The sequence below is a fragment of the Brevundimonas lutea genome (assembly GCF_003704105.1).
In the GTDB taxonomy this organism is placed as follows: domain Bacteria; phylum Pseudomonadota; class Alphaproteobacteria; order Caulobacterales; family Caulobacteraceae; genus Brevundimonas; species Brevundimonas lutea.
In genome coordinates, this window is the sequence record NZ_QUOQ01000004.1 from 171,202 (window position 1) to 196,511 (window position 25,310).

General features: G+C 68.5%; 22 protein-coding genes. 15 read left to right on the forward strand and 7 right to left on the reverse strand.

Annotated features, from left to right (window positions below; genetic code table 11):
• Positions 1-121: 121 nt before the first annotated feature.
• A complete protein-coding gene (locus EES48_RS08115) occupies positions 122-2,779 on the reverse strand; it encodes a TonB-dependent receptor (protein ID WP_122465892.1) in 2,658 nt (885 codons plus the stop codon).
• A 288-nt stretch (positions 2,780-3,067) separates the two neighbouring features.
• Between EES48_RS08115 and EES48_RS08120 the strand changes: the two genes are divergently transcribed.
• Positions 3,068-4,483 carry a protein adenylyltransferase SelO gene (locus tag EES48_RS08120; protein WP_122465893.1) on the forward strand — a complete coding sequence of 472 codons (1,416 nt, stop codon included), beginning with the start codon at positions 3,068-3,070 and terminating at the stop codon, positions 4,481-4,483.
• On the opposite strand, the gene cuyB is transcribed toward EES48_RS08120, so the two are convergent.
• The 3 genes from cuyB to cuyA are packed head-to-tail and all read right to left on the reverse strand — an operon-like array spanning position 4,480 to position 6,719.
• Entirely contained in the window at positions 4,480-5,160 is a 681-nt protein-coding gene (cuyB, locus tag EES48_RS15140) for a cysteate racemase (protein ID WP_240623281.1), read from the reverse strand. The two genes, EES48_RS08120 and cuyB, sit on opposite strands and share 4 nt — an antisense overlap.
• On the reverse strand, positions 5,157-5,657 hold the full coding sequence (locus tag EES48_RS15145) for a hypothetical protein (RefSeq protein WP_240623282.1): 501 nt from the start codon (positions 5,655-5,657) through the stop codon (positions 5,157-5,159). Before EES48_RS15145 ends, cuyB begins: the two co-directional genes overlap by 4 nt.
• Before the next feature lie 60 nt (positions 5,658-5,717).
• Positions 5,718-6,719, reverse strand: coding sequence for a D-cysteate sulfo-lyase (cuyA, locus tag EES48_RS08130; RefSeq protein ID WP_122465895.1), 1,002 nt, complete (start codon positions 6,717-6,719; stop codon positions 5,718-5,720).
• Positions 6,720-6,850: 131 nt separating this feature from the next.
• On the opposite strand from cuyA, the gene EES48_RS08135 reads away from it, so the two are divergent.
• Complete coding sequence (locus EES48_RS08135; RefSeq protein WP_122465896.1) at positions 6,851-7,777, forward strand: hypothetical protein; 927 nt, start codon at positions 6,851-6,853, stop codon at positions 7,775-7,777.
• Positions 7,778-7,781: 4 nt separating this feature from the next.
• On the opposite strand, the gene EES48_RS08140 is transcribed toward EES48_RS08135, so the two are convergent.
• Together EES48_RS08140 and secA are read right to left on the reverse strand one after the other, a co-directional pair.
• On the reverse strand, positions 7,782-8,948 hold the full coding sequence (locus tag EES48_RS08140) for an aminotransferase class V-fold PLP-dependent enzyme (RefSeq protein WP_122465897.1): 1,167 nt from the start codon (positions 8,946-8,948) through the stop codon (positions 7,782-7,784).
• 62 nt (positions 8,949-9,010) lie between these two features.
• The gene (secA, locus tag EES48_RS08145) at positions 9,011-11,926 is read right to left on the reverse strand and encodes a preprotein translocase subunit SecA (RefSeq protein ID WP_122465898.1); all 2,916 of its coding nucleotides are present in this window, start codon (positions 11,924-11,926) and stop codon (positions 9,011-9,013) included.
• Positions 11,927-12,206: 280 nt separating this feature from the next.
• Here secA and EES48_RS08150 point away from each other — a divergent pair, with 280 nt between their 5' ends.
• Genes EES48_RS08150 through EES48_RS08165 form a run of 4 tightly spaced genes read left to right on the forward strand, consistent with a single transcriptional unit; the run spans position 12,207 to position 15,082 of the window.
• Positions 12,207-13,112 carry a peptidylprolyl isomerase gene (locus EES48_RS08150; protein WP_122465899.1) on the forward strand — a complete coding sequence of 302 codons (906 nt, stop codon included), beginning with the start codon at positions 12,207-12,209 and terminating at the stop codon, positions 13,110-13,112.
• Complete coding sequence (gene argJ, locus EES48_RS08155) at positions 13,109-14,467, forward strand: bifunctional glutamate N-acetyltransferase/amino-acid acetyltransferase ArgJ (RefSeq protein ID WP_122465900.1); 1,359 nt, start codon at positions 13,109-13,111, stop codon at positions 14,465-14,467. The genes EES48_RS08150 and argJ overlap by 4 nt, the downstream gene beginning before the upstream one ends.
• A complete protein-coding gene (locus EES48_RS08160) occupies positions 14,467-14,871 on the forward strand; it encodes a (deoxy)nucleoside triphosphate pyrophosphohydrolase (protein WP_122465901.1) in 405 nt (134 codons plus the stop codon). The genes argJ and EES48_RS08160 overlap by 1 nt, the downstream gene beginning before the upstream one ends.
• 49 nt (positions 14,872-14,920) lie before the next feature.
• A complete protein-coding gene (locus EES48_RS08165; RefSeq protein WP_374275360.1) occupies positions 14,921-15,082 on the forward strand; it encodes a Flp family type IVb pilin in 162 nt (53 codons plus the stop codon).
• On the opposite strand, the gene EES48_RS08170 is transcribed toward EES48_RS08165, so the two are convergent.
• Positions 15,079-15,957: a methyltransferase domain-containing protein gene (locus tag EES48_RS08170; protein WP_122465903.1), complete on the reverse strand. Its 879-nt coding sequence runs from the start codon at positions 15,955-15,957 to the stop codon at positions 15,079-15,081. The genes EES48_RS08165 and EES48_RS08170 overlap by 4 nt on opposite strands.
• Here EES48_RS08170 and EES48_RS08175 point away from each other — a divergent pair.
• The 9 genes from EES48_RS08175 to queA all read left to right on the forward strand — a co-directional run bounded on the left by EES48_RS08175 (position 15,956) and on the right by queA (position 25,299).
• Complete coding sequence (locus tag EES48_RS08175) at positions 15,956-16,783, forward strand: ComF family protein (RefSeq protein ID WP_122465904.1); 828 nt, start codon at positions 15,956-15,958, stop codon at positions 16,781-16,783. The genes EES48_RS08170 and EES48_RS08175 overlap by 2 nt on opposite strands.
• 57 nt (positions 16,784-16,840) lie before the next feature.
• Positions 16,841-17,098, forward strand: a complete 258-nt coding sequence (gene grxC, locus EES48_RS08180; protein WP_122465905.1) for a glutaredoxin 3 — start codon at positions 16,841-16,843, stop codon at positions 17,096-17,098.
• A 6-nt stretch (positions 17,099-17,104) separates the two neighbouring features.
• Positions 17,105-17,953, forward strand: coding sequence for a carbon-nitrogen hydrolase family protein (locus EES48_RS08185; RefSeq protein WP_122465906.1), 849 nt, complete (start codon positions 17,105-17,107; stop codon positions 17,951-17,953).
• A complete protein-coding gene (locus tag EES48_RS08190) occupies positions 17,950-18,381 on the forward strand; it encodes a DUF1178 family protein (protein WP_122465907.1) in 432 nt (143 codons plus the stop codon). The genes EES48_RS08185 and EES48_RS08190 overlap by 4 nt, the downstream gene beginning before the upstream one ends.
• A 42-nt stretch (positions 18,382-18,423) precedes the next feature.
• On the forward strand, positions 18,424-19,053 hold the full coding sequence (locus EES48_RS08195; RefSeq protein WP_122465908.1) for a carbonic anhydrase: 630 nt from the start codon (positions 18,424-18,426) through the stop codon (positions 19,051-19,053).
• 63 nt (positions 19,054-19,116) lie between these two features.
• Positions 19,117-19,728, forward strand: a complete 612-nt coding sequence (gene pgsA / locus EES48_RS08200) for a CDP-diacylglycerol--glycerol-3-phosphate 3-phosphatidyltransferase (RefSeq protein ID WP_276309603.1) — start codon at positions 19,117-19,119, stop codon at positions 19,726-19,728.
• A 107-nt stretch (positions 19,729-19,835) separates the two neighbouring features.
• On the forward strand, positions 19,836-21,926 hold the full coding sequence (locus EES48_RS08205; RefSeq protein ID WP_122465909.1) for a S46 family peptidase: 2,091 nt from the start codon (positions 19,836-19,838) through the stop codon (positions 21,924-21,926).
• Between the two features lie 165 nt (positions 21,927-22,091).
• Entirely contained in the window at positions 22,092-24,155 is a 2,064-nt protein-coding gene (locus EES48_RS08210) for a S46 family peptidase (protein WP_122465910.1), read from the forward strand.
• Between the two features lie 55 nt (positions 24,156-24,210).
• Positions 24,211-25,299 carry a tRNA preQ1(34) S-adenosylmethionine ribosyltransferase-isomerase QueA gene (gene queA / locus EES48_RS08215; protein WP_122465911.1) on the forward strand — a complete coding sequence of 363 codons (1,089 nt, stop codon included), beginning with the start codon at positions 24,211-24,213 and terminating at the stop codon, positions 25,297-25,299.
• Positions 25,300-25,310: the final 11 nt, after the last annotated feature.

The following is a 25,310-nucleotide window of genomic DNA, read 5'->3' on the forward strand; positions in this document are numbered from 1 at the left end:
CAGCCCCGTGAAAATGGGGCTGCCCGGAAACTAACGCAAAAAAAACCGGCGGAGGGGGATGCCCTCCGCCGGTTTCGTTCGCCCCCTCGGCACGGCCCCCGGGCCGCGCCTGTCGCGAAACTCAGTAACGGACCCGAAGGGTCACGCCATAGGTGCGCGGGGCGCCCAGGAAGGCGCTGATGCCCTGGGTGTCCAGGCCCTGATTATAGAAGGTGCCGTCCGGCTGAGCCGTGGTCTGGAAGGCCGTCCCCTGAAGCGGTGAGTTGTAGGCGACCTGGGTATACTCCTCGTCCGTCAGGTTCTGACCCCACACGTCCAGGGTCCACAGCTCGCTTTCCGAGCCGATCGAGATGCGGCCGTTCACGACCGTGAAGTCGTCCTGCATCTTGAAGGGGATCAGGTCAGAGCCGGTGTTGTACTCGGTCTGATACTTGGCGGCGAGATTGAAGCCGGCGCGCAGACCCATGCCGATCGAACGGTCGAAGTTGATCGAGCCCGAGGCCGACCACTCCGGCGCGAACGACGGCCGGGCGCCCGGCAGGAGGGACAGTTGCGGGAAGCGCGCCGGACTGGTCAGGTCGGCGGCGGTGAATTCGCCATAGGCCGCGTCGGTGTAGGTCACGCCACCTTGGAATGACAGACCCTCGACCGGCGTGAACCACACCACATCGGCGTCCACCCCGCGCGAGGTCAGCTCGGGGATCGACTCCACCACGAAGGCCGTGCCGAGGAAGGTGTTCAGCTGGAAGTTCTCGAACGTCTGGTCGAAGTAGGTGGCGTTCAGCAGCACAGAGCCGTCGAACAAGGTCGACTTCACGCCCAGCTCATAGCTGTCGACCGTCTCGGCCGGGAAAAACAGCGAGGCGTCCGGCGTCACGCCGGTCTGGACCCGGTCCATGTTGTAGCCGAAGCCCTTGTAGCCCCGGGCGAAGGAGCCATAGACCATCAGGTCGTCGGTCACCTTGTAGGCCGCCTTGATCGTGCCGGAGAGCTCACCGTCGTCGAAGTTTTCGCTGATCTCGCGGCTGTCGAAAAGCGGGTTGGTCCAGGGCAGGCACTGGGCGCCGATGAGGGACTGAGCCGCCGCGCCTCCCGCCGCGGCGCCGAGCACGCCCTGGGCCGTGGCGGTGATGAGCCCAGCATTGCCCAGCACCCCGGCGCAGGCCGCGCCATTGCCGTTGATGTTGTCCTGCACCCCGAGCAGACGCTTGTTATCCATGGTGTAGCGCAGACCCAGGGTGATCTCGAACTGGTCGGTCACGCGCCAGGTGTTGTTGGTGAACACGGCCAGAGATTCCGAGCGCTGGCTGTAGGTGTCCTGGACGCCTTGGCCGAGGATATTCACGGGTCCAAGGGCGGGCGCGGCCGGATTGCCGGCCAAACAGCCGAGAAGGAATTGGCCTTGAGCCGCCGGCGGGATGCCGAGGGCGTTGAGATTGGCCGAGAAGCAGCCCAACCGCGCAGGACTCGGTGCGATCGCGCCGCCGGTCGCTTGGGCCAGGCTGGACGTCAGCAGAAGCGAAATGAAGGGATTGTAGTCGGCTCCGAAATAGTAGCTGTCCTGACGGCTGATGTTTTCCAGCGTCGCGAAGCCGCCGACCAGCCAGTCGAAGCGGTCCGTCGTACCGGCCAGGCGGAACTCCTGGGTCAGGTTATCGAGCGAATAACCGAAGTCTCCATCATCCTCGCGATAGAGGATGTCCGCCCCGGTATAGTCGATGTCCATGCCATTGACGGTCGACCAGTCACGGAACGAGGTGACCGAGGTGAATGTGGCCGAACCGTCCCAAAGGTCCAGGTTGACCTCGGCCGACAGGCCCATGTCCTCAATGCGCTGATCGGTGTCGCGGTTGGCGTAGGCCTGGCGCGAGAACGGCAGGGTGCCGTCACCGCCGCCCTGCGGCGCGGTGCCCGGGCCATTGGGCGCGGTCAGCAGATTGATAATGGCGGCCGTCGGGCTGGACCGCGTTACTACGCCGACGCAGCAGAACTCGTCGCGCTTGGAGTAGTCGGCGATCAGCCGGATCGAGGCCGTGTCGGACGGCAGGATCAACAGTTGGCCACGGGCAGTCCAGAAATCCTGGGTCTGATCTTCCTCAAGGGTGCGGGGGCCGTCGCCGGTGTCGACGTCATAGTATCCGTCGCGTTCGCGCATGCCGACATAGAAGCGGCCGGCGATCTGATCGGTCAGCGGACCCGTCACCGACGCCGACGCGGCAAGCGCGCCGTAGTTGCCGCCGCTGATCTCGCCCTGGAAGCCGGGATCAAACGACGGAGCGGCCGTGATGATGTTGATCACGCCGGCTGAGGTGTTCTTCCCGAACAGAGTGCCTTGCGGGCCTTTCAGCACCTCGATGCGCTGCAGTTCGCCCAGATCCCCGAAACCGACGCCGTTGCGCGAGCGATAGACGCCATCGATCACCACACCGACCGAGCTCTCCAGGCCGGGGTTGTCTCCGACCGTGCCGACGCCGCGGATACGGGCGGTGGTGGAGGCCTCCGACTGGGTGGAGGTCACGGTCATGCCCGGCGTCAGGATCTGGAGATCCTTGATGTCGGCGACGCCGGCGCCTTCCAGCACTTCCTGCGACAGGGTGGTGACCACGATCGGCACCTCCTGCAGGCTCTGTTCGCGCAGCTGGGCCGTGACCACGATCTCGTCGACGGTGGTGACCGGAAGGTCGTCGTCCTGAACCTGGGCCTGGGCGGCGCCGGCGAAGGCGACAGCGGCCACGGCGGCGGCCGAGGCGGAGTAGCGAAGCGTCTTGATGGTGCGCATGGTGGGGCCTGCCTCCCAAAGGCCGGGCCGCTCCGGATACGGAGAAGTCCGCGGCGTTTCCTGTCCCTGCCCCGCGTCCTTCGTGGAACGGCGGAGTCGTTACCATCAGGCGTATCGCAGCCCCCTGAGTCCGACAATGACTCGCCATGGTCACGCTTGCGTGGGCGCCCTCAGTTGGCCGTCTGTGTGACCCTAAAGCGACAGAATTGAATGACCTTAGGTCAAGCTCCACGGGGCTTTGAGCGGTTCGACGTTGCGGAAGCCGTCCGAGCGCGCCACACCGCCCCGATGCCCGTCGCTCCCGACTACGATCCCGAGCCCGCCTTCTTCGCGCTGGGCGACGACTACGCAGACGCTGTCCGGCCTGCCGACTTTCCCGAGCCGACCCTGCGCTGGCGCCACGACCGAGCGGCGGCCGAAGTCGGTCTCGGGTCGCTGACCGAGGCGGAATGGGTCGACCACTTCGGTCGGTTCACGCCCCTGCCCGGCCAGCCCGGTCCGATCGCCATGCGGTATCACGGCCATCAGTTCCGTACCTACAATCCAGACCTGGGCGATGGGCGCGGCTTTCTGGCGGCCCAGCTACGCGACCAAACCGGTCGCCTCATGGATCTCGGGACTAAGGGTTCCGGCCAAACGCCGTGGTCGCGCGGGGCCGACGGAAGACTGACACTGAAGGGCGGCGTGCGCGAGGTGCTGGCCGCCTCCATGCTGGAGGCGCTTGGCGTGCCCACCAACCGCGCGCTCAGCCTGATGGAGACCGGCGAGGCCCTGGAACGGCATGACGAGCCCTCCCCCACCCGCTCGGCGGTCCTGGTCCGACTTTCGCACAGCCACGTCCGCTTTGGCACGTTTCAGCGCGCCGCATATCTGGGTCGCGCCGACCAGATCGGGACCCTGGTCGAGCATGTCCGCGCCCTCTACCACCCAGGCGTCGCCGAGGGCGACGCGGCTGGGCTTTTGCGGGAGATTGTCGCCGCCTCGGCCCGCCTGGTCGCGCGCTGGGTGGCGGCCGGCTTCGTCCACGGCGTGCTCAACACGGACAATCTCAACGTCACCGGCGAGAGCTTCGACTACGGTCCCTGGCGGTTCCTGCCGCACTACGAGCCCGGCTTCACCGCCGCCTATTTCGACCAGACCGGCCTCTACGCCTTCGCGCGCCAACCCGAGGCGGTGTTCTGGAACCTCACTCAACTAGCCGGCTGCCTGAAGCTCGTAGCCGACACCGAATTGTTGGTCGAAGCTCTGAACGGCTTCGGTCAGAGTTATATTCGTGAACTGCGCGCGGCTTTTCTGATGCGCCTTGGGGTGACGTCGCTCGGCGAGGCGGCCGACCAGCGTCTGCTCGACGCCAGCCTGGCGTTGCTGCGTGAGAAGGGCGACGACCTGCGCTGGGAGCCGCTGTTCTTTGACTGGTTCACGGGCTTCTCGTCTTCCGAGCGCGCCCTACGGGGTCCGCGCCGCGCGGTCTGGCAGGGGGAAGCCTTTGACGCCTTCCGCTTCGCCCTGTTCGAGCACGAACCCGACCGACCCGAGCGACTGGAGTATCCGGCCTTCGCCCGTGCCGAGCCCGAGGAGATGCTGATCGGCGAGGTCGAGTCGATCTGGGAGGCCATCGCCGACCGAGACGACTGGGCGCCGTTCCAGGAGAAGCTGGCGCGGATCGAAACGGCGCGCGTGGCCTATAAATTGGACGGTCGCTAAGCCGCGCCCGCGCCGCAGACCGCCACGCACCGCCGTGCCAGGACCTCGGTCGAATCCCACAGGGGCGCCGGCGCATTGCCGCGATCCAGCAGCAGCGGAACCTCGGTGCAACCGGCGATCAGAGTTTGCGCGCCGCGCTGGACAAGGAGGCCCGCCAGCGCCGCCATCCCGGCGCGCGCTTCGGTTCCAAGATCGCCAGCCTTGACCCCCTTGATCAGGCCCATCAGCCTGGCTCGGTCGGCATCCGTGGGGATCACCATGGCCGCGCCAGCGGTCTCAAGCGCCGCCGCATAAAGGCGCTCTCCGCCCGGCGTGGCCAGCACCCCAACCGTCCGCGCACCGCTCTCGACCGCCGCCCGCGCCGTTTCCGCCACCATATCGATCAGCGTCAGATCGGACGCCGCCTCAATCTCGGCTCGGTGCTGGTGAGCGGTGTTGCAGGGCATGGCCAGCACCTCGGCCCCCAGGTCGCGCAACCGCGCCGCCATACGCCCCAGCTCGGCGCCGGCGCCTTCGGGGTCCGCATGCCGGTCGGGCACGCGTGGATTGAGGTCCATGACCACCCGGATGTGATCGGCGTCCGACCCGGCCGGGGTCGCAGCCTGCAGCTTGGCCAGAAAATCCACCGTCGCCGCCGGGCCCATGCCCCCGAGCACCCCGAGAACCCGTCGCGTCACGCGCCGCAGTCCCAGGTTCCGCTCAGCTCGGCGACGCCGCCACCGTCCTTGGTGACGGTGAGGCTGGCGTCCCAGGCGCGCGTCTCGGTTCCCGACGGTGTCCCTTCGCCCGGGGCGCGAACGAGCTCGATCATCAGGACGGCGTCCCCGCGAAACGAGCCGCCCTCGGCCAAAGCGTTGTAGCCGCCGGCCTCGGTCCGGGTGACCGGGATCAGCCGCCCATCGAGCTTCACCACGCCCTTGGCCCGCACGTCGTCGCGAGGCTCGGCCGTGGCGATGAACAGCGTCTGGTCGGCGGCGCTGAATCCGCAGCCGAGGCCCGGCTCGACCACGGTCGAGAACTCGTCGAACACCATTGGCTGGAGGACGGGAGGGGCCGGCGCGGCGCCAACGTCCTCGGTCGCGGGCTCTTGCGGGGTTTCGACCCCTTCGGCGGGCGGTTCGGCCTGGGCGCAGGCGACCAGGCTCAGAGCGGCGGCGAAGGCGATCCATTTCATCGGGCGTCTCCTGTGTGCGGATCTCAGCCTAACGTCCCGACGCCGCCACCGGAACCGGCCTCACAGCAGCGCAGGCTCCAGCTCGCCATGGTAACCGGCCAGACCCTGGGCGCCCCCGGTGTGCAGGAACACGACACGCTCGCCCTCGAACTTTCCCGCCCGGGCGAGGGCGATCAGCCCCTTCATCGCCTTGCCGGTATAGACGGGATCCAGCAGCAGCCCCTCGGTCCGCGCGGCCAGGGTCAGGGCGTCGATCACCCCCTGGTCGATGAGGCCATAGCCCTCGCCGACATAGTCGCAATCGGCGACCACCATCTCCGCCGTAACCGCGTCCGGCCGACCCAGCTTCGTCGCTGTCTCGCGGGCCAGCTTCAGGACGTTTTCCTCCTGCTTGGCCTTCGGCGCCCGCACCCCGATGCCCAGCACGGGAATGTCCGCGCCCATCACCGCCAGCCCCGCCACGAGTCCCGCATGGGTGCCCGCACTGCCGGTGCCGGTGACGATCCGGTCGATCTGCAAATCCAGCTCGTCGGCCTGGACCACGAGTTCGCGCGCCGCGTCGACATAGCCCAGAGCCCCGACCGCGTTCGAGCCGCCGCCGGGAATCACATAGGGCCTCCCGCCCGCGGCCCGGACGTCAACAGCCGCCCGTTCCAGCTCGGCCGCCATATCCGAGCCGCCTGGCACGAATCTGATGTCCGCCCCCATCAGCCGGTCCAGCAGCACATTGCCGTTGCCGACATAGTCGACCGCCTTGGACCCCGTCCGCTCCTCCAGGATCACCGTGCACTTCAGGCCATGCTGGGCCGCCGCCGCCGCCGTCTGGCGCACGTGATTGGACTGGACTGCGCCCTGGGTCACCAGGGTGTCGGCGTCCTGCTCGAAGGCCTCGCCCAGCAAAAATTCCAGCTTTCGCGTCTTGTTGCCGCCGCCCGCTAGGCCGGTGCAGTCGTCGCGCTTGACCCACAGGTCGATGCCCAGTTCGTCGCTGAGCCGCGGCAGGGGGTGCAGCGGCGTCGGCAGGTGCGCCAGGCGGACACGGGGAAAGCGGGCGAGGTGCATGGTCGGGCTCCGGTGGCGGGGTCGCCGCGCCCTACCACGGCCCGCGTGCTCTCCCCAGCGGCGAACGGAGTAACCGAATTCGGAGCCGGGCGTTATGCTCGTCCGACAGCTTGACCGTAAACGGGGACGCCATGCGTCGCTTCACTCTCTGGACCATCCTTCTGCTGACGCTCGGGGCCATTCTGGCCGGGGCCGGCTACTGGGCCTACTGGAACGCCTATGCGCGGTTTCAGCCGGTGACCGTGGCCGAGAACGCCGCCGAGATCGAGGCGCTGCTGAACCGCGCAGTCTGGCTTTCCGACGTCGGCGGCGACCGGCCGGTGTGGTTCGTGGGCTACCGCGACGGCGGCATGGCCGATCGCTATCAGACCGAGGAGCTGCCCAAGCTGAAGGCGGCGGGCCTGGAGCCCCGGGTGATCCTGTTCGCCCGACCGGACGCCGAGGGCCAGACGCAGTCCACGGCCGCCGAGCGGTCCACCATAGCCGCCCTGTGGTTGACCCGCGATCAGGGCCTGTATCGCCGCTGGATGGAGACCCCGGTCGCCAACTGGACGGCCCAGGGGGTTCCGCCGGCCGACGGCGACCTGGCCCGCGACGCCGTGGTCGAGGCCTCACGCGACTTCGCCGAGGAGCTGAGAGCCTTGCTGGAGCCGTCGGACTTGCCGGAGGGCTGGCCGCTGGTGATCTGGCGCGACGAGCAGGGCTTCATGAAGGCCTGCGCCTGCGCCAGCCGCCGGTCCTGGCCCTTCGTCCGCGATGATGTCGGCGCGCCCGATCAGGCCGCTGCGCCGACGCCCGCTCCGCTTCCGACCGATGTGGCGCCGCCCGTCGATCCATCATCGCCCCTGCCCTATCCGGAGGTGTCGCCCCTCGCGCCCGACCAGCCGGCGGGCATTCCGCAAGTCCAGCCGCCCGCTCCGAGCGCGACGCCGGCGCCCAAGGCCTCGAGTCGATCCTCGCAGCCCCGTCCCCAAAGCCCGGCCGCCGCAGAGCCCGCGCCCACCGGCCCGCGCCCCGCGCCCAAGGCCCAGACCCAGGACGACGCCACCTTCTTCTGAGCGCCTAGAGGTCGCGGCAGATGGCGATCACCCGCTCGACGTCACCTTCGTCCTGATACAGGCCGAAGCCGAAGCGGATGACGTCGTCGCGCACGTCGGTGATGACATTTCGCGCCAACAGCCCCGCCCGCCAGTCTGCCGCTTGCGGGTGTTTGAGCGCCAGGAAGCGCGCCCGCGCCGCCTCGCCCTCGACGGGATTAAGGATCGTCGCCTCGCTCAGCGCTCCGACCTGTCCATTTGTCAGCGCCTTCTGAAGCCGTGTCGCCAGCGCACGCGCATGGGCCGCGACATCGGCCGTGGTCAGGCCTGCCTCGTCCAGCATCGAGCGCACCGCGTTGAACCGGTACAGCGACGTCGGATCGAAGGTCGCGCCCCATAACCGACCGGCGTCGCGCACATATTTTACACCCCCCGGCGGGCCCGTCAGGTCCCCGAACTCGGCGTACCAGCCCGTCACCACAGGCCGTTCGCAGAAGCCCGGCGGGGCGTGCAGCAAGCCGATTCCCTCGCCCGACATGGCGTATTTGTAGCCCCCGGCGACATAGAACAGCCGGTCCGACAGGGCCGACAGATCGGTCGGTGTGGCCATGAAGCCGTGATAGCCGTCGAGCAGCACCCACGGTCCTGCCGGGGCCGCCAGGGCCGCAAGGTCTTCGAGCCGATCGAACACCTGACCGGTCTTGAAGAACACCTGGCTGACCACGATCCAGTCGTGCCCGCCCGCTCGCGCCGCCTCCAGGAACCGATCGGCGAAGCTGCCGAACGGCTCCAGCGGGACCCGATCGACTGTCGCCAGCCCCGCCTCCACCCAGCGCTCGGCCTGGCGGCGGAAGCTGTGGAATTCGCCGTCGCTGGTCAGGATCCGCACCGGCCGCCGCTCGATCCCGGAAAACAGACGCAGCAGGAAGTCGTGGGTGTTGGGCGAGAACACCACCGTGTCGCTGGACGGCAGGTTGAGCTCCGCCGCCACATGGGCCTGGGCCACGGGCACGACGGTCTCGAACAACATGTCCCACTTGCGGTCGGCGAAGCGGTTGGCCTCCTCCCACGCCCGCGCCTGGGCCGCCTCGCTGACGTCGGGCCACAGATGGTGACTGTGCGCCGCGAAATGCAGCCGGTCGGCATCAAGCGACAGGGCGCGGGTGAACAGGTCCTTGCGGGCGGCGGTCATGACGTCTCCGAAGACAAGCCAGCGCTCAAGCAGAGAGCCGCCGCGCGGCGAGCGCTAGCGCCCTAAACAAGAGCCCCGTGGCAGTGTTTGAACTTGCGGCCCGAGCCACAGGGGCAGTCTGAATTGCGCCCCGTCCGCTCCCAGCCCGGCGGCAACAGCGAAGCTGGAAGCCGGGCGCGATCGTCGCCCTGAAGCGCGCCTTCGGGCAGCTGAGCGGCAGGATGAGCCATCTCGTTCTCGCCTGTCTCGGGGTTCAGGTGGATTTCCTGGAACTCCGGCATCTGCGGCGGCGGCTCGAAGCGGAACTCCACCGTCGAAATCCAGCGGGTCACGTTCTGGCGCAGGTTGGTCAGCAGGGTCTCGAACAGGCTGAAGGCCTCGGTCTTGTACTCGTTCAGCGGGTCACGCTGGGCGTAGCCGCGCAGGCCGATGACGCCGCGCAGGTGGTCCAGATGCACCAGGTGTTCGCGCCACTGCATGTCGATCATCTGCAGCAGGAACTGGCGCTCCAGGCTGCGCATCTGGCCGGCCCCGATCTGGCTTTCGCGCTCCACGGCGCGGGCGTCGGACGCCGCGACCAGTCGTTCTTCGATCTCCTCGTTCGACACGCCTTCCTCGGCGGCCCACTCGCGCACCGGCACATCGAGACCGAGCACCGATTTCACTCGTTCGTCCAGGCCCTCGATGTCCCACTGCTCGGCGTAGGCCTGAGGCGGCATGTGCTTGTCGACCAGGTCCGAAATGGTGTCGTGGCGGAACTCGGTGGTCAGCTCAGACATGTCCTCGGCATCGAGGAATTCCTGGCGCTGCTCGAACACCGCCTTGCGCTGGTCGTTCACGACGTCGTCGTATTTCAGCAGGTTCTTGCGCACCTCATAGTGCTGCTGCTCGACCCGCTCCTGGGCCTTCTTGACCGCGCCGTTCAGCCACGGGTGGCTGATCGCCTCGCCCTCGGCGACCTTGAAGGTGCGCATGATCGAGTCCAGCCGGTCGCCGGCGAAGATGCGCAGCAGGTCGTCCTGGCAGGACAGGAAGAATTTCGAGACGCCCGGATCGCCCTGACGGCCGGTCCGGCCTCGCAGCTGGTTGTCGATGCGGCGGCTTTCATGGCGCTCCGTGCCAAGGACATACAGGCCGCCGGCGGCCAGGGCCTCGGCCTTCTTCTCGGCGATCTCGGCCTTGATCGTCTGTTCTTCCGCCAGCTCCAGTTCGGGCGTGACCTCGACGCCCATCCCGCGCTGTTCCTGGCGCCAGCGCTGCATGCGCATTTCCAGGTTGCCGCCCAGTTGGATGTCGGTGCCGCGGCCGGCCATGTTGGTGGCGATGGTCACCGCGCCGGGCAGCCCCGCCTCGGCGACGATGAAGGCTTCCTGCTCGTGCTGGCGGGCGTTCAGGACGTTGTGCGGAACGCCTTTGCCCTTGCGGGTCTCGGAGGTGAAGGCGCCCTCGCCCAGCTTCTCAAGCAGCTTCACGCCCAAGGCGTCGTTGGTCAGTTCGTAGCGGGTCCAGATCGTCTTGAACCGGGCGCCGGTGATGTCGCGGGCCTGCTGCTCGTGCGCGGCGCCCAGTCGCATGACCTCGACCTCCCAGGCGTAGTTCTGTAGCAGGGTCGACAGCTGTTCGGACTTCTCAATCGACACCGTGCCGACCAGGATCGGCTGCCCCGCCACGTGACGGTCGGCCAGCAGCTGGACGATGGCGCCGTTCTTCTCTTCGTAGGTCCGATAGATTTCGTCGTCGTGATCGACCCGCTGCACCGGGCGGTTGGTCGGCACTTCCAGCACGTCCATCTTGTAGATGTCGTGGAATTCCTGGGCCTCGGTCGCGGCGGTCCCGGTCATGCCGGACAGCTTTTCGTAGAGGCGGAAGTAGTTCTGGATCGTCACCGAGGCCAGGGTCTGGTTCTCGGGCTGGATCTTGACGTCCTCCTTGGCCTCGATCGCCTGATGCAGCCCTTCCGACAGGCGGCGGCCCTGCATCATCCGGCCGGTGAACTCGTCGATCAGGATGATCTCGCCACCCTTGATGATGTAGTCCTTGTCGCGGGTGTAGAGGGTGTTGGCCCGCACAGCCTGGTTGACGTGGTGGACCAGCGTCACGTTCGCGGCGTCGTAGAGGTCCAGCGTGCCTTCGGTCAGGTAATTCCCGGCCTTGAGCATGTCCTCGATCTTTTCCGAGCCCAGCTCGGTCAGCAGCGCCTGCTTGCGCTTTTCGTCGAGGTCGTAGGTGTCCTTGTCCTTGATCAGCTCCTTCACCAGCCCGTCGACGATCTTGTAGAGGTCCGAGCGGTCCTCGGTCGGGCCCGAGATGATCAAAGGCGTGCGCGCCTCGTCGATCAGGATGGAGTCGACCTCATCGACGATGGCGAAGTGATGCGGCCGCTGCACCATTTCGCGCCGGTCATAGACCAGGTTGTCGCGCAGATAGTCGAAGCCGAACTCGTTGTTGGTGCCGTAGGTGATGTCGGCGGCGTAGGATTGCTGGCGCTGGCCCTGAGACAGGCCATTGACGATGACTCCCACCTCCATGCCCAGGAAGCGATAGACCCGGCCCATCCATTCGGCGTCACGGCGGGCGAGGTAGTCGTTGACGGTGATGACGTGCACGCCCTTGCCGGTCAGGGCGTTCAGATAGACGGGCGCCACGGCGACCAGGGTCTTGCCCTCGCCGGTCCGCATCTCGGCGATCCCGCCCTCATGCAGGATCATGCCGCCGACCAGCTGGACGTCATACTGTCGTTGGCCCAGCACCCGCTTGGACGCCTCGCGGACAAGCGCGAACGCCTCGTTCAACAGCTTGTCCAAGCCCTCGCCGCCCGCGTGCCGATCCCGCAGGGTGTCGGTCATCATGCGCAGTTCGTCGTCGGACAGCGCCTCGAACTTGGGCTCAAGGGCGTTGATCTTCTGCACCTGCCCCAGGAAGTCCTTGACCTTGCGGTCGTTGGAGGAGCCGAAGAACTTCTTGGCGAAACCGAGCATGGGGTATCCGGAAAGCGGCGGGTCGACGAGCGACTCGAACGGGGATTGGCGAAGACGGCGGCGGGTCCGGCCGGGCCCGGCGCGCGCCGGGCGATGGGGATCGAAACCCTTGCGGCCGCTCACCGGGCGAGCCCGCGAAAAGGGCCGGAAAACGGGCGCGCGGGCGGTCGAAAACCCCTCGACTTGAGCGCGGGCGAGACTTAAGCACCGGCCTTATCCGTGTCAACGCGAGGGCCTTTAAACGCCCGCGCGGCGGGCCTCGGAAGCCTGGGAGACCGTCATGCGCCGCTGTGCCGTCCTGACCGCCGCCGTCCTCGCGGCCCTGACCCTGGCCGCCTGCCAGCGCGTCGATGGCGACGCCGGCCGACCGCCCGAGCCCGGCGATCGCGCCGTCGCGCGTGTCGACGGTCGCCCCATCTGGACCTCCGATGTCCGCCGCGAAGCTGTCGCCCAGGGCCTGATCGGCCAGGGCGACGCGCTGGAGCCCTCCTCGGCCCTGTTCTCTCGCGTGCTGGACGAGGTCGTCGATCAGAAGCTGCTGGCCCGCGAGGCCGTGCGCCGCAATCTCGACGACGATCCGGCCACCCAGCGCAGGCTGGAGGCGACACGCGAGCGCATTCTCGCCGATCTGCTGGTCGAGGACGTCATCGACGGGGCGGTCACCGACGAGGCGATTGAGGCGCTGCACCGCGAACAGCTCCGACAGCTGCAGACCAGCGAGGAGCTGAAGGTCCGGCTGATTCTGACCGCCACCCAGGCCGAGGCCGAGGCCGTGCGTGGCCTGGTCGCGGCCGGCGCCGGCTTCGCCGCCGTGGCCGCCGAGCGCTCGATCGACCCGGCCACCCGCGCCTCGGGCGGCGATCTGGGCTGGACCACTTTGGATGTGCTGCCGGAACCCTACGCCGCCGCCCTGACCACGGCGCTGGCCGGGACCGGCCCGGGCGCCGTCACCCCACCGATCGAAACCGAGGACGGCTGGGCCGTGCTGACCATTGAGGACCGTCGCGCCGAGGCGCCCCCGACCCTGGAGCAGGCCCGGCCGCAGATCGTGCGCTACCTGACCTATGAACGCGTCCGCCAGCTTCTGGAGCAGCTGCGCGGCCGCGCCGAGATCGAACCCCTGACTGGCGACGCCGCACCCGCCGCCCCGGCCGCGAAGGCGCCCGCGGCGAAGGACGCCGCATGAGCCGCCCGCCCAAGGACCGGTCACCGCTCTCGGCCCAGAGGCTGGAGCGCGCCGTCGGCAAGGCGCTCGACCCCTTCGCCCAGGTCCTGAAACGCCCGGCCACGCCCGGCAAGCCCGGGCTGGCCGTCTCGCCCCTGGCCGTCCCCTTCCCCGCCATCGCGCCCATCGCCGGGTGCGAGATGGCCACCGCCCGCGCTGGCTTCTACAAGCATGAGCGCGACGACCTGCTGATCTTCCACTTCCCAGAGGGCGCCAGCTGCGCCGGCGTCTTCACCCGCCACAAGATCGGCTCGGCCCCCGTCGACTGGTGCAAACGCCACCTCGACGCCGACGAGGGCGGGATGGAAGTCCGGGCCCTGGTGGTCAACGCCGGCTGCGCCAACGCCTTCACCGGCAAGCCTGGCGCCGACGCCGCCCGCCGCACGGCCTCCGAGGTCGCCAAACGCTTCGGCTGCCGCCAGCGCGACGTCATGCTGGCCTCCACCGGCGTCATCGGCGTTTTGCTGGACGACCGGAAGATCGCCGCACGCCTGCCCGATATAACCGCCGCCCTGACCCCCGATGGCTGGGCCTCAGCCGGCCGGGCCATCATGACCACCGACACCTTCCCCAAGGGCGCCGAGGCGACCTGCGAGATCGAGGGTTATCCTGTCCGCATCGCCGGCATCGCCAAGGGCTCGGGCATGATCGCGCCGGACATGGCCACCATGCTGGCCTTCATCGTCACCGACGCCGACATCCACCCCAATGTGCTGCGCGCGATGTTGGGCCTGCACGTCCGCACCACCTTCAACTCGGTCACGGTGGACGGCGACACCTCGACCAACGACACCTGCCTGATCTTCGCCACCGGCCAGTCGGGCGCGCCGCGCATCGGCCGTGTCGGCGACCGGCGGCTCAAGGCCTTTTCCGAGGCGCTGGACCGGGTGATGCTCGACCTCGCGCACCAGCTGGTCCGAGACGGCGAGGGTGCCCGCAAGTTCGTCAAGATCGAGGTCACCGGCGCAGCCAGTCCCGCCTCGGCCCGCAAGCTGGCCAAGTCGATCGCCGACAGCCCCCTGGTCAAGACCGCCATCGCCGGTGAGGACGCCAATTGGGGCCGCGTCGTCATGGCCGTGGGCAAGACCGAGGAGCCGGTCGACCGCGACCGCCTGGCCATCCGCTTCGGCCCGCATCAGGCCGCCGCCGACGGCGCCCCGGCCCCCGACTACGACGAGGCGAAAATGAGCGCCTATATGAAGCGCGCCGAGATCGACATCTCCGTCGAGGTGGGCTCCGGCCGCGCCTCCGCCACCGTGTGGACCTGCGACCTGACCAAGGGCTACGTCGAGATCAACGGCGACTATCGCAGCTGATGACCCTCAAAACCGTTCTCGTCGCCGCCTGCGCCCTGGTCGACGCCGACGGGCGGGTGCTGATCGCCCAACGGCCCGAGGGCAAGCAACTAGCCGGACTGTGGGAATTTCCAGGCGGCAAGATCGAACCCGGCGAACGGCCGGAACAGGCCCTGATCCGCGAGCTCAAGGAAGAGCTCGACATCGACGTGACCGAGGCCTGCCTGGCGCCCTTCGTCTTCGCCAGCCACGGTTACGAGTCTTTTCACCTGTTGATGCCACTGTACCTGTGTCGTCGGTGGTCGGGCGTGGTCGCCGCTCGCGAGCACGCCGCCCTGGCCTGGGTCCGTCCCAATCGCTTGCGGGACTATCCCATGCCGCCCGCCGACGAACCGTTGGTCGCCTGGCTGTGCGACCTGTTGTGATCGGACCCTACCCGGGGAGGCCCGCCTGAAGACGTTCCTGACCCGGCTGATGCGCGACGAGAGCGGCGCCACGGCCATCGAATACGGCCTGATCTGCGCCCTGATCTTCCTGGTCATCATCGGGTCGGTGACCACGTTCGGCGAAGTCGCGACCGACATCTTCATCAAGGCCGCCGACGCGGTGTCCGGCGCCATCGGCGGCGGCGGCTAGTCCTCGCCGGTCTGCTCGACCGTTCCCAGAACATCCGCCAGCCGCGTCGTCGCCGAGCCGCGCGCCGCAGGCTTTTGCTGGCTCTCATGCGGCGCCCAGCCGGCCAGGCTGATGATCTCGAAAGTCGCGGGGATCCGCCCACCCTCGCCCCACCGCTCGGTGTAGATCGCCTGGGCGCGCGCCAGCACCCCTCGCCGGAGCGGGCGCGTGAGGCCCGCCAGCACATTCGTCTCTCCCATCGCCCGGAGATCGCGGGTCAGGGCCAGAATATCGTCATAGCGCACCGTCACCCGATCAACCTCGACGGCCGGGAGGGCGAACCCCGCACGTTGCAGCAGGCCCGCCCCGTCGAAGCCGTCGGCGAAGGGCGACACGCGCGGCGCGGCTCCTCCCGTCTCCTCCAGTTCGGCCTCGGTGAGGACCTGGCGAAGTTCGGTCAACGTCGCCCCGCCGAACATCGTGGCGAGAAACAGCCCATCGGGCCTCAGCGCCCTCCGAACCTGGGCCATAGCCCCGGGCAGATCGTTGGCCCAGTGAAGGCCCAGCACCGAGGCAAACAGATCGACGCTTTGCGGTGCGTGCGGAAGGGGTGTCGACCCCGGATCGGCCCGCCAGGCCGCATCGTCTAGCGCCTCAGCATCGCCCAGCCGCCCGCCGCCGCCACGATCCGCCAGCGCTTGTGTGAATATTCCCGGCCGCGGGGAGAGGTCGACGACGCGGGAAAAATTTCGCAAGGTCGCGGAAAGGGTGTCGGCCATGTCGGCCGCCGCGCGTCGATGCAGGAAATCCGCGTCGCCGAATGTCCCGGCGCTGCGGTCCAGACGCAGGGCGCGGCGCGCGCCGTCGAACAGCCGGGGCGGAGGGGAGGCGGTCATGCGCCGACAGAATGGGGCCTGGACGGCTCGCATGGAAGGCGCGGCGGCGCTGGCCGCGTCCTCGGCCGCCCTGGCCGGCCGTCTGGCGCGCGGCGCGGGTCGGGGACTGGCCGACGCCGTCTTCCCGCCGGTTTCCTGGGATGACGCCTCACCCAGCGCCGGCGCGGGCCTGACCGTCGACAGCTGGAGCCGGGTCACCTTCCTTGAGGACCCGGTGTGCGATGGCTGCGGCGCGGGCTTCGAACATGACGGCGGCGCCTTCGCCTCGGACCGCTGCCTCGCGTGCCAGGGCAAGCCCTACCGCTTCGCCCGTTGCCGGGCGGCCTGCGTCTATGACGAGCACTCCCGCGATCTGATCCTGAAGTTCAAGCATGGTGACGATCAGGTCTTCGCCCTGCAGTTCGCCCACTGGCTGAGACGGTCCGCCGCCGACCTGCTGGCGGAGGACGACGCCGTCGCGCCCGTCCCTCTGCATCGCCTCCGCCTGCTGGGCCGGCGGTTCAATCAGGCGGCCGAGATCGCCCGGCCACTGGCTCGTTCCGGGGGTCTCGAGTATTTGCCCGACGTCCTGATCCGCCCCCGCGCCACCGACAGCCAGGGCGGCAAGAGCCTGCGTGGCCGCCGCGAGAATGTCCGCACAGCCTTCGCCGTGTCCGACACAGGCCGCCGTCGGATAAAGGGTCGCCGCATCCTGCTGATCGACGACGTCCTGACCACCGGGGCCACGGCCGAGGCCTGCGCCAAGGCCCTGCTCGACGCCGGCGCCCGGGCCGTCGATCTGGCCGTCGTGGCGCGCGTTCGCGCCGCCCGGGAGTTTACCGGCTGACGGAACTTCCTATTTGAACAGACGATGTGACAGATATCGTCGAACCCGGAGCGTCCCTTGGCTGAAGTCGTCCTCTACACAAAACCCGGCTGCCCCTACTGCATCCGCGCCATGGCGCTTCTCGATTCTAAGGGCGTCGAGTACGAAAACATCGTCGCGTCCAACGATCCCGAGAAAAAGGCCGAGATGGTCCAGCGCGCCAACGGCCGCGCTACTTTCCCGCAGATTTTTATCGATGGTCGGCACATCGGCGGCTCGGACGATCTCCAGGCGCTGGATCGGCAGGGTAAGCTTGATCCCCTCCTCGCTGCCTGAGCCGCCATGGCGGAGCTGCTCCGAGTCGCCCTAGTCCAGACCCGTACCCCGGCCACGGCCGAGACCGGGCTTGAGCATATCGCGCCCCTGATCCGTCAGGCGGCCGAGGGCGGCGCCAGGATGATCCTGACCCCCGAAGGCAGTAACCTGCTGGAACAGCGACGCGATCGGCGCGCGGACGCCCTGTGGCCGGAAGCCGATGACCCCGCCGTGCGCGGCCTGCGCCACCTCGCCAGCGAACTCGGGGTCTGGCTTCTGATCGGCTCAGCCATCGTCCGGAGCGAGGTCGAGGGCGAGGCCCGCGCGGCCAATCGTTCGCTGCTGATCGACGACCGGGGCCGAACTGTCGCCCGCTATGACAAGCTCCACGTCTTCGACGTCGATCTGCCGAACGGCGAAACCTATCGCGAGAGCGCGACGGTCCGCCCCGGCGAGGGTGCGGTGGTGGCGGCCACGCCCTCGGGGCCGTTGGGACTGACCGTCTGCTACGACCTGCGCTTTCCCCAACTGTTCCGGGCCCTGGCCCGCGCCGGAGCCCGCATGATCGCCGTGCCCGCCGCCTTCACCCGGCCCACCGGCGAGGCGCACTGGGAGGTGCTGCTGCGCGCCCGAGCCATCGAGACCGGCTGCTTCATCCTGGCCCCCGCCCAGGGCGGAACCCACGAGGACGGACGCAAGACCTGGGGCCGCTCCTTGGTCGTCGACCCGTGGGGCGCGGTGATTGCCCGGGTCGATCACGACGAGCCTTGCGTTCTTTTCGCCGATCTGGACATGAGCGCCGTCGATCGGGCGCGTCAGGCCGTGCCCGCCCTCAGCCACGATCGCGACTTCGCCCCGCCCGCACCCGTCAAATGATCAAGTACGCCCTGCTCTGTGAGCACGACCACCCGTTCGAGGCCTGGTTCAGCGCCTCGGCCGACTATGACGAGCAGCGGGCGCGCGGCCTGGTCGAATGCCCGATCTGCGCCAGCCGCGAGGTGTCGAAGCAGATCATGGCTCCCGCCGTCTCCGGCACGAAACGGACTGAGCGAGCGCCCGACCCCGCGAAAGTGCAGTCGATGATGATGCAAGCCGCCCGAGCCGTGCGCAGCCATGTCGAGCAGAATTTCGACTATGTCGGCGACAGCTTTGCCCGTGAGGCGCGCGACATCCACGAAGGCCGCTCAGAAAAGCGCGAAATCTACGGCGAAGCCACGCCCGCCGAAGTGAAGAAGCTCAAGGACGACGGCGTGCCTTGCGCCCCCCTGCCGCCCGCTCCCCCGGAACCCGAAACGGTAAACTGATGCGGTTGGCGACCCGACCGCACGACGCTAGGACCGCGCATCATGACCGATGACCCCTCTCGCGACGCCCTTGTCTCCGGCTATCGGCGATTCCGCGAAAACCGATGGCCGGAAGAGCGCGCTGAATACGAGGCCCTGGCCAGCAAGGGCCAGAAGCCGCACACCCTGGTGGTGGCCTGTTCCGATAGCCGCGCCGATCCGGCTCTGATCTTCGACGCGGCGCCGGGTCAGTTGTTCGTGGTCAGAAACGTCGCCAACCTGGTGCCCCCGTATCAACCCGACGGCCGCCTGCACGGGGTCTCCGCCGCTCTGGAGTTCGGGGTCAAGGTGTTGGGGGTGTCGCGCATCGTCGTCATGGGACACGCTCACTGCGGCGGCGTGAACGCCATGCTGAACGGCGCGCCGGACAGCTGCCGGGATTTCGTGGCGCCGTGGGTCGAGCAGGGCGCGCCGGTCGTGAACCGCCTCGTCCGCAGCCGCCCCGAGGCCGAACGCGAACGGGCCGCTGAAGAGGCGGTCGTGCGCCTGTCCATCCACAATCTACGCACCTTCCCCTGGATCGCGGAACGGGAAGCGGCAGGTCAGTTGAGCCTGACGGGTCTGCATTTCGGCATCGCCGATGGCGAGCTTCGGCTGCTTGGCGACGGCGCCGATTTCGAACGCGTGCCCTGAGGACGGAACGTCGGCGCCGCTGCGTCGCTATAATGTTCAGCCAAGCTTAGCCAGGACGATGCCGTGACCGCCGCCAATCCGATCCCCAACATCCTGACGGGCCTGCGCCTCTTCGCCGGCGTCATCATGTTCCTGATCCTGGCGGGCGCGGCGCCGGGCGGCATCCCTTTCGTGCTGGATCCCAACGACGCCTTCGCCCTCAATCGCGTCGCCTTCATCATCTTCGTGGTGGCCGCCTCGACCGACTGGATCGACGGCTTTCTGGCGCGGCGTTGGAACGCCATGACCCGCTGGGGCGCCATCCTGGACCCCATCGCCGACAAGGTGCTGGTCACCGGCGCCATTCTGGGCCTGCTGGCCACGGGCTCCCTGCCCCAGATCGCCATCCCGTCGGGCCTGATCCTGTTCCGCGAATTCGCCGTCTCGGCCCTGCGTGAAACCACCGCCGGGCGGGTCGACCTCAAGGTGACGCTGTTGGCCAAGTGGAAGACCACGCTCCAGCTGGTGTCGCTCGGCGCCCTGCTGTTCGCCCAGCTTTGGCAGGGCTTCGGACTGCCGGCCGAGCATCAGGCCAGCTTCGAGACCTTCGCCTATATGCTGATCTGGGCCGCCGCCATCGTGACGCTGATTACCGGCTGGCAATATTTCTCCGAGGCGCGGCGTCAGATGGCGTGAGTTGGACCAGCGCGGGCGAATTTCCGGGATGACTCGTCCCGGAAATGGGCGTTAGTTGATAACACCACAGCGCCGCCCGGCGCACCCACCGCCTCTCTGGAGCTTCCATGACGCTGCGTCGCCTCGGCCTGTCGGCCTCGCTTTCCGCCCTCGCCTTCGGCCTGATGGCCTCGCCGGTCGTCAACGGTCCGGCTCGCGCCGACGAAGGCATGTGGACCTTCGACAATTTCCCGATCGCGGCGGTGAACGAGAAGTACGGCTCCAGCATCGACCAGGCCTTCCTTGATCGCCTGCGCGAGACGGCCGTGCGGCTGCAGGGCTGCTCGGCCTCGCTGGTGTCTCCCGAGGGGCTGGTCCTGACCAACCACCACTGCGTCATCTCCTGCGTCCAGGACCTGTCAACGCCTGAGAACGATTACGTCCAGGCGGGCTGGATGCCGGCCTCGCGCGAGGAAGAGCGCCAATGCCCCGGCCAGACGGCCGAAATCCTGACCGAGATCACCGACGTCACCGATCGCATCCTCGGCGCCGGCGAAGGGCTTGAGGGCCAGGCCTTCACCCAGGCGCGCGCCACCGAGCAGCAGGCGATTCAGCAGGAAAACTGCGGCGACGATCCCAAGCTGACCTGCCAGGTCATCAGCTTCTATCGCGGCGGGCGCTACGCCCTCTACAAGTTCCGCAAGTACGAAGACGTACGCCTGGCCTTCGCGCCGGAGTTCCAGGCGGCCTTTTTCGGAGGCGATCCTGACAATTTCAACTTCCCCCGCTACGCGCTCGATGGCGCCTTCCTGCGGCTGTACGAGGACGGCCAACCGGTCGCCACGCCGACCCACCTGACGTGGAATGCCGAGGCTCCGGCCGAAGGCGACCTGACCCTGGTGGCGGGCAATCCCGGCTCGACCTCCCGCCTCCTGACCATCTCCCAGCTCGAGACCCTTCGCGACCAGCAGATTCCCATCTCTCAACTGCAGCGCTCGGAGCTGCGCGGCCGGTTGATCGCCTATTCGAACACCAGCGAGGAAGCCAAGCGCGTGGCTCTGGATCCGCTGTTCGGCATCGAGAACAGCTACAAGGTCTTCGTCGGCCAACAGGCAGCGCTGACCGACGAGGCCTTCATGGCCACGAAGCGCGAACAGGAGGCCGATTTGCGCGCCCGCGTCGCCGCCGACCCCGCCCTACAGCAGCGCATCGGCGATCCCTGGAGCGAGCTGGAGCAGGTCCAGCAGGCCAGCGAGGAACTCTACCTCCCCTACCGCCAGCTGGAGAGCGCCGCGGGCGGTGGCTCGACCCTCTACGCCTACGCCAAGGCCATCGTTCGCGCCTCGAAGGAACGCGCCAAGCCCGAGGGCGAACGTCGCCCCGGCTACAGCGACGCCGCCATCGCCGCACTGGGCTCGCGCCTTCAGACCGAGGTTCCGATCTCGGCCGATTTGGAGGAGCTCTATCTGGCGTTCTGGCTGTCCAAGACCCGCGAATGGTTGACCGTCGACAATCCGCAGGTGAAAGCCATGCTCGGCGCCGAAAGCCCCGAAGCCCTGGCCGAGCGCCTCGCGACCGGCACGCGTCTAGCCGACCCCGTTTTCCGCGCCCAAGCGCTCGACATGACGCCCGAGCAGCTTCAAGCCTCTGGCGATCCGCTGCTTCAGTTCGTACTGGCCAACGATGATGCCGCCCGCGAGGTTGGAGGTCAGTGGGACGAGCGGGTCTCGGCCCCCACCGCCCGCGCCGCGGAACGCGTCGCACAGGCCCGCTTCGCCGCCTATGGCGACCAGCTCTATCCCGACGCCACCTTCTCGCTGCGTCTGTCCTATGGCGCGGTTCAGGGCTGGGAATACCGCGGCGTCACCGTGCCGCACTCGACCCAGATCGGCGGCCTTTACGAGCGGGCGACCGGCTCGGAGCCCTTCAACCTGGCGCCCATGTGGGCGGCGGCCGAGGACCGGGTGAACAAGGACGTGGTCTTCGACTATGTAACCACCAACGACATCATCGGCGGCAATTCCGGCTCTCCGGTGATCAACGCCGCGGGCGAGGTGATCGGCGCGGCCTTCGACGGCAACATTCACTCCCTGGGCGGCGCATTCGGCTATGACGGTACGCTGAACCGGACCGTGGTGGTCTCAACCGCCGCCATCACCGAGGCGCTCCGCAACGTCTACAACCAGCCCCGCCTGCTCGAAGAGCTGGGGGTGGAGTAAGGAACCTCTCCCTCCCCTTCAGGGGAGGGTGGCCGGCGCGAAGCGGCGGCCGGGTGGGGAGGGCCGATCTCATCAAGGCCCTCTCTGAATGGCGGAGCGCCCCCACCCGGTCGCTTCGCGACCACTCCCCCCCCGAAGGGGAGGGAGATTTCGTGAGATTGCCCCATGCGTCCCCTTCTCTTCGCCGCCTCCCTGTCTGCCCTGGCCTTCGCCGCGTCCGCGGCTTCGGCCGAGGAAGGCATGTGGACCTTCGACAACTTCCCGATCGCCCGCGCGAACCAGACGCTGGGCACCTCGATCGACCAGGCGTGGCTGGACCGGGTGCGCCTGGCCTCGGTCAGACTGTCGGGCTGTTCGGCCGGTTTCGTCTCGGGCGAAGGGCTGATCCTGACTAACCAGCACTGCGTCGCCTCCTGCGTCGCCGCCCTGTCGACGCCCGAGATGAACTATGGCGACACCGGGTTTCTCCCTGCCGCCCGCGCCGAGGAGAAGAAATGCCCCGGCCAGGTCGCCGAGGTGCTGACGGAGATCACCGATGTTACCGAGCGGATGCAGGCCGCCGGCGCCGGTCTGGAAGGCCAGGCTTTCACCCAGGCGCGCGACGCCGAAGCCGCCCGCATTGAACAGGAGGCCTGCGCCGACGACGCCACACGCCGCTGCCAGGTCATCAGCCTGTATCGGGGCGGCCAGTTCAAGCTCTACGACTTCCGCCGCTATGACGACGTGCGTCTGGCCTGGGCGCCCGAGGATCGCGCCTCGACCTTCGGCGGCGATCTGGACAACTTCTCCTTCCCGCGCTTCGCCATCGACGGCGCCCTGCTGCGCGCCTACGAGAACGGCCAGCCGGCGCAGACCCCAACCTTCTTCGCTTGGAACGCCGAGGCGCCCGAGGCCGGCTCGCCGGTCTTCCTCTCAGGCAACCCCGGCTCGACCGAGCGGCTGCTGACCCAGGACCAGCTCTATACCGTCCGCGACGTGGTGCTGCCGCTGGACCAGCTGATCACCTCCGAGCTGCGCGGCCGGCTGATCCGCTTCGGCGACGAGAGCGAGGAGAACGCCTTCATCGCCTCGGACGCCCTGTATGGTCTGGAGAACACCTACAAGCGCGGCCGCGGACGCATGGCCGCGCTGATCGACCCCGCCTTCATGGCCCGCCGCGCCGAGGCCGAGGCCGACTTCAAGGCCCGCGTCGCCGCCAATCCCGAACTGGCCCAGGCCACCGGCGACCCCTGGGGCCAGCTGGCCGCCGTCCAGCCGATCCAGCGCCAGCTCTATCCCACCTATTCGATGCTCGAGGCCCGGGCCGGCGGCGGCTCGCTGCTGTTCTCCTACGCCCGCACCCTGGTGCGCGCCGCCCAGGAGCGGGCCAAGCCGTCCGAGCAGCGCCTGGCCGAATATTCCGACAGCCGCCTTTCCTCGCTGCGCAACAGCCTGTTCGCCGAGCGTCCGGTCTATCCGTCGATGGAACAGGAGCGGCTGGAATGGTGGCTGTCCAAGACCCGTGAGTGGCTGACCATCGACAATCCCAACTCCCAGGCCCTGCTAGGTCGCGACAGCCCCGAGGCCCTGTCGGCCCGGCTGGTCGAGGGCTCGACCCTGGCCGATGTCGCGGTGCGCCGCGCGCTGTGGGAGGGCGGCCTGGCCGCCGTCCAGGCGTCGGACGATCCGATGATCCAGTACCTGCTGTCGATCCAGGAGCCGACCCGCGCCATCCGCGACCGCTGGGAGGCTGAAGTCGAGGCCCCGACCGCCCGCGCGTCCGAGGCTCTGGCCGCCGCCCGGTTCGGCGCCTATGGCGACAGCGTCTATCCCGACGCCACCTTCTCGCTGCGCCTGACCTACGGCCAGATCGAGGGCTCCGACGTTCCGGGCCAGACCTTCGAGCCCTTCACTACCTTCGCCGGCCTGTGGGACCGCGCCACCGGCGCCCCGCCCTTCGACGTGGCTCCCAAAATCCTGGCCGCCGGCGACCAGATCGACCCGGGCACGGTCATCGACATGACCGCCTCGACCGACACCATCGGCGGCTCGTCCGGTTCGCCCGCCATCAACGCCGCCGGCGAGATCATCGGGGCCAATTTCGACTCCACCGTCCTGACCCAGCGCAACGCCTACGGCTACGACCGCGACGTCAACCGCTCGGTCCTGGTCTCCACCGAGGCGATCACCACCGTGCTGCGCGACGTCTACGGCATGGACCATCTGCTGGCCGAGCTGGGCGTGGAATGAATATCCCGCTCGCAGCTGGTTGACCGCCAGCGCCTCGCGCGTCACTCCGCCGGCCATGCTGACCGCCGATTTCGATTTCGACCTCCCCGAGGAGCGCATCGCCCTGCGGCCGGTGTCGCCGCGCGACTCGGCCCGGATGCTGGTGGTCGAGCCCGGCAGAGGGCTCACCGACGCCGGCGTGCGCGACCTGCCCGACTGGCTGAGGTCCGGCGATGCTCTGGTGTTCAACGACACCCGTGTGATCCCGGCGCGGCTGTCGGGAGCCCGCCACCGGCCCGGGCCCGAGGGCGAGGATCTGACCGTGGCGGTCGAGGCCACCCTGCACCACCGCGACGCGCCGGATGCCTGGTCGGCCTTCATGAAGCCGGGCAAGCGGATCAAGGTGGGAGATCGGATCGTCTTCGGGGCCGAGAGCGACGGCGGCTGTCTGGCCGGACGGCTGGACGCGGTGGTCGAGGGCAAGGGCGAGGACGGGCTGGTGACGCTGCGGTTCGATCTGGCCGGGCCGGCGCTTGACGACGCCATCCGCGAGGTCGGGGTCATGCCCCTGCCGCCCTATATCGCCGCCAAGCGGCCCGAGGATGATCGCGACCGGTCCGACTATCAGACCGTTTTCGCAGAGCACGACGGCTCGGTGGCGGCCCCGACGGCGGGGCTGCATTTCACCCCCGACCTGCTGGCGGCGCTGGAGGCGCGGGGCGTCTCGACCCATGCGGTGACCCTGCACGTCGGGGCCGGGACCTTCCTGCCGGTCAAGGCCGAGGACACGGCCGAGCATCGGATGCATTCGGAGTGGGGCGAGGTGTCGGAGGAGACCGCCAAGGCGCTGAACGCCGTGCGCACGGCGGGCGGCCGGGTGGTGTGCGTCGGGACGACCTCGCTGCGGCTGCTGGAGAGCGCGGCGGGCGAGGACGGGGTGATCCGGGCCTTTCACGGCGATACGGCCATCTTCATCACGCCGGGCTATCGTTTCCGGGCGGCAGACGTGCTGATGACCAACTTCCACCTGCCGCGCTCGACCCTGTTCATGCTGGTCTCGGCGTTCACGGGGCTCGAAACGATGAAAGCCGCCTACGACCACGCGGTCGCAGACGGCTATCGGTTCTATTCCTACGGCGACGCGAGCCTGCTTTTCCGGGCCTGAAGACCCGGCGC

Coding starts and splice junctions, on each gene's coding strand:
- EES48_RS08115 (WP_122465892.1), bottom strand. CDS start 2,779: ATGCGCACCATCAAGACGCTTCGCTACTCCGCCTCGGCCGCCGCCGTG.
- EES48_RS08120 (WP_122465893.1), top strand. CDS start 3,068: ATGCCCGTCGCTCCCGACTACGATCCCGAGCCCGCCTTCTTCGCGCTG.
- EES48_RS15145 (WP_240623282.1), bottom strand. CDS start 5,657: ATGAAATGGATCGCCTTCGCCGCCGCTCTGAGCCTGGTCGCCTGCGCC.
- cuyA (WP_122465895.1), bottom strand. CDS start 6,719: ATGCACCTCGCCCGCTTTCCCCGTGTCCGCCTGGCGCACCTGCCGACG.
- EES48_RS08135 (WP_122465896.1), top strand. CDS start 6,851: ATGCGTCGCTTCACTCTCTGGACCATCCTTCTGCTGACGCTCGGGGCC.
- EES48_RS08140 (WP_122465897.1), bottom strand. CDS start 8,948: ATGACCGCCGCCCGCAAGGACCTGTTCACCCGCGCCCTGTCGCTTGAT.
- secA (WP_122465898.1), bottom strand. CDS start 11,926: ATGCTCGGTTTCGCCAAGAAGTTCTTCGGCTCCTCCAACGACCGCAAG.
- EES48_RS08150 (WP_122465899.1), top strand. CDS start 12,207: ATGCGCCGCTGTGCCGTCCTGACCGCCGCCGTCCTCGCGGCCCTGACC.
- argJ (WP_122465900.1), top strand. CDS start 13,109: ATGAGCCGCCCGCCCAAGGACCGGTCACCGCTCTCGGCCCAGAGGCTG.
- EES48_RS08160 (WP_122465901.1), top strand. CDS start 14,467: ATGACCCTCAAAACCGTTCTCGTCGCCGCCTGCGCCCTGGTCGACGCC.
- EES48_RS08165 (WP_374275360.1), top strand. CDS start 14,921: ATGCGCGACGAGAGCGGCGCCACGGCCATCGAATACGGCCTGATCTGC.
- EES48_RS08175 (WP_122465904.1), top strand. CDS start 15,956: ATGCGCCGACAGAATGGGGCCTGGACGGCTCGCATGGAAGGCGCGGCG.
- EES48_RS08170 (WP_122465903.1), bottom strand. CDS start 15,957: ATGACCGCCTCCCCTCCGCCCCGGCTGTTCGACGGCGCGCGCCGCGCC.
- EES48_RS08185 (WP_122465906.1), top strand. CDS start 17,105: ATGGCGGAGCTGCTCCGAGTCGCCCTAGTCCAGACCCGTACCCCGGCC.
- EES48_RS08190 (WP_122465907.1), top strand. CDS start 17,950: ATGATCAAGTACGCCCTGCTCTGTGAGCACGACCACCCGTTCGAGGCC.
- EES48_RS08195 (WP_122465908.1), top strand. CDS start 18,424: ATGACCGATGACCCCTCTCGCGACGCCCTTGTCTCCGGCTATCGGCGA.
- EES48_RS08205 (WP_122465909.1), top strand. CDS start 19,836: ATGACGCTGCGTCGCCTCGGCCTGTCGGCCTCGCTTTCCGCCCTCGCC.
- EES48_RS08210 (WP_122465910.1), top strand. CDS start 22,092: ATGCGTCCCCTTCTCTTCGCCGCCTCCCTGTCTGCCCTGGCCTTCGCC.
- queA (WP_122465911.1), top strand. CDS start 24,211: ATGCTGACCGCCGATTTCGATTTCGACCTCCCCGAGGAGCGCATCGCC.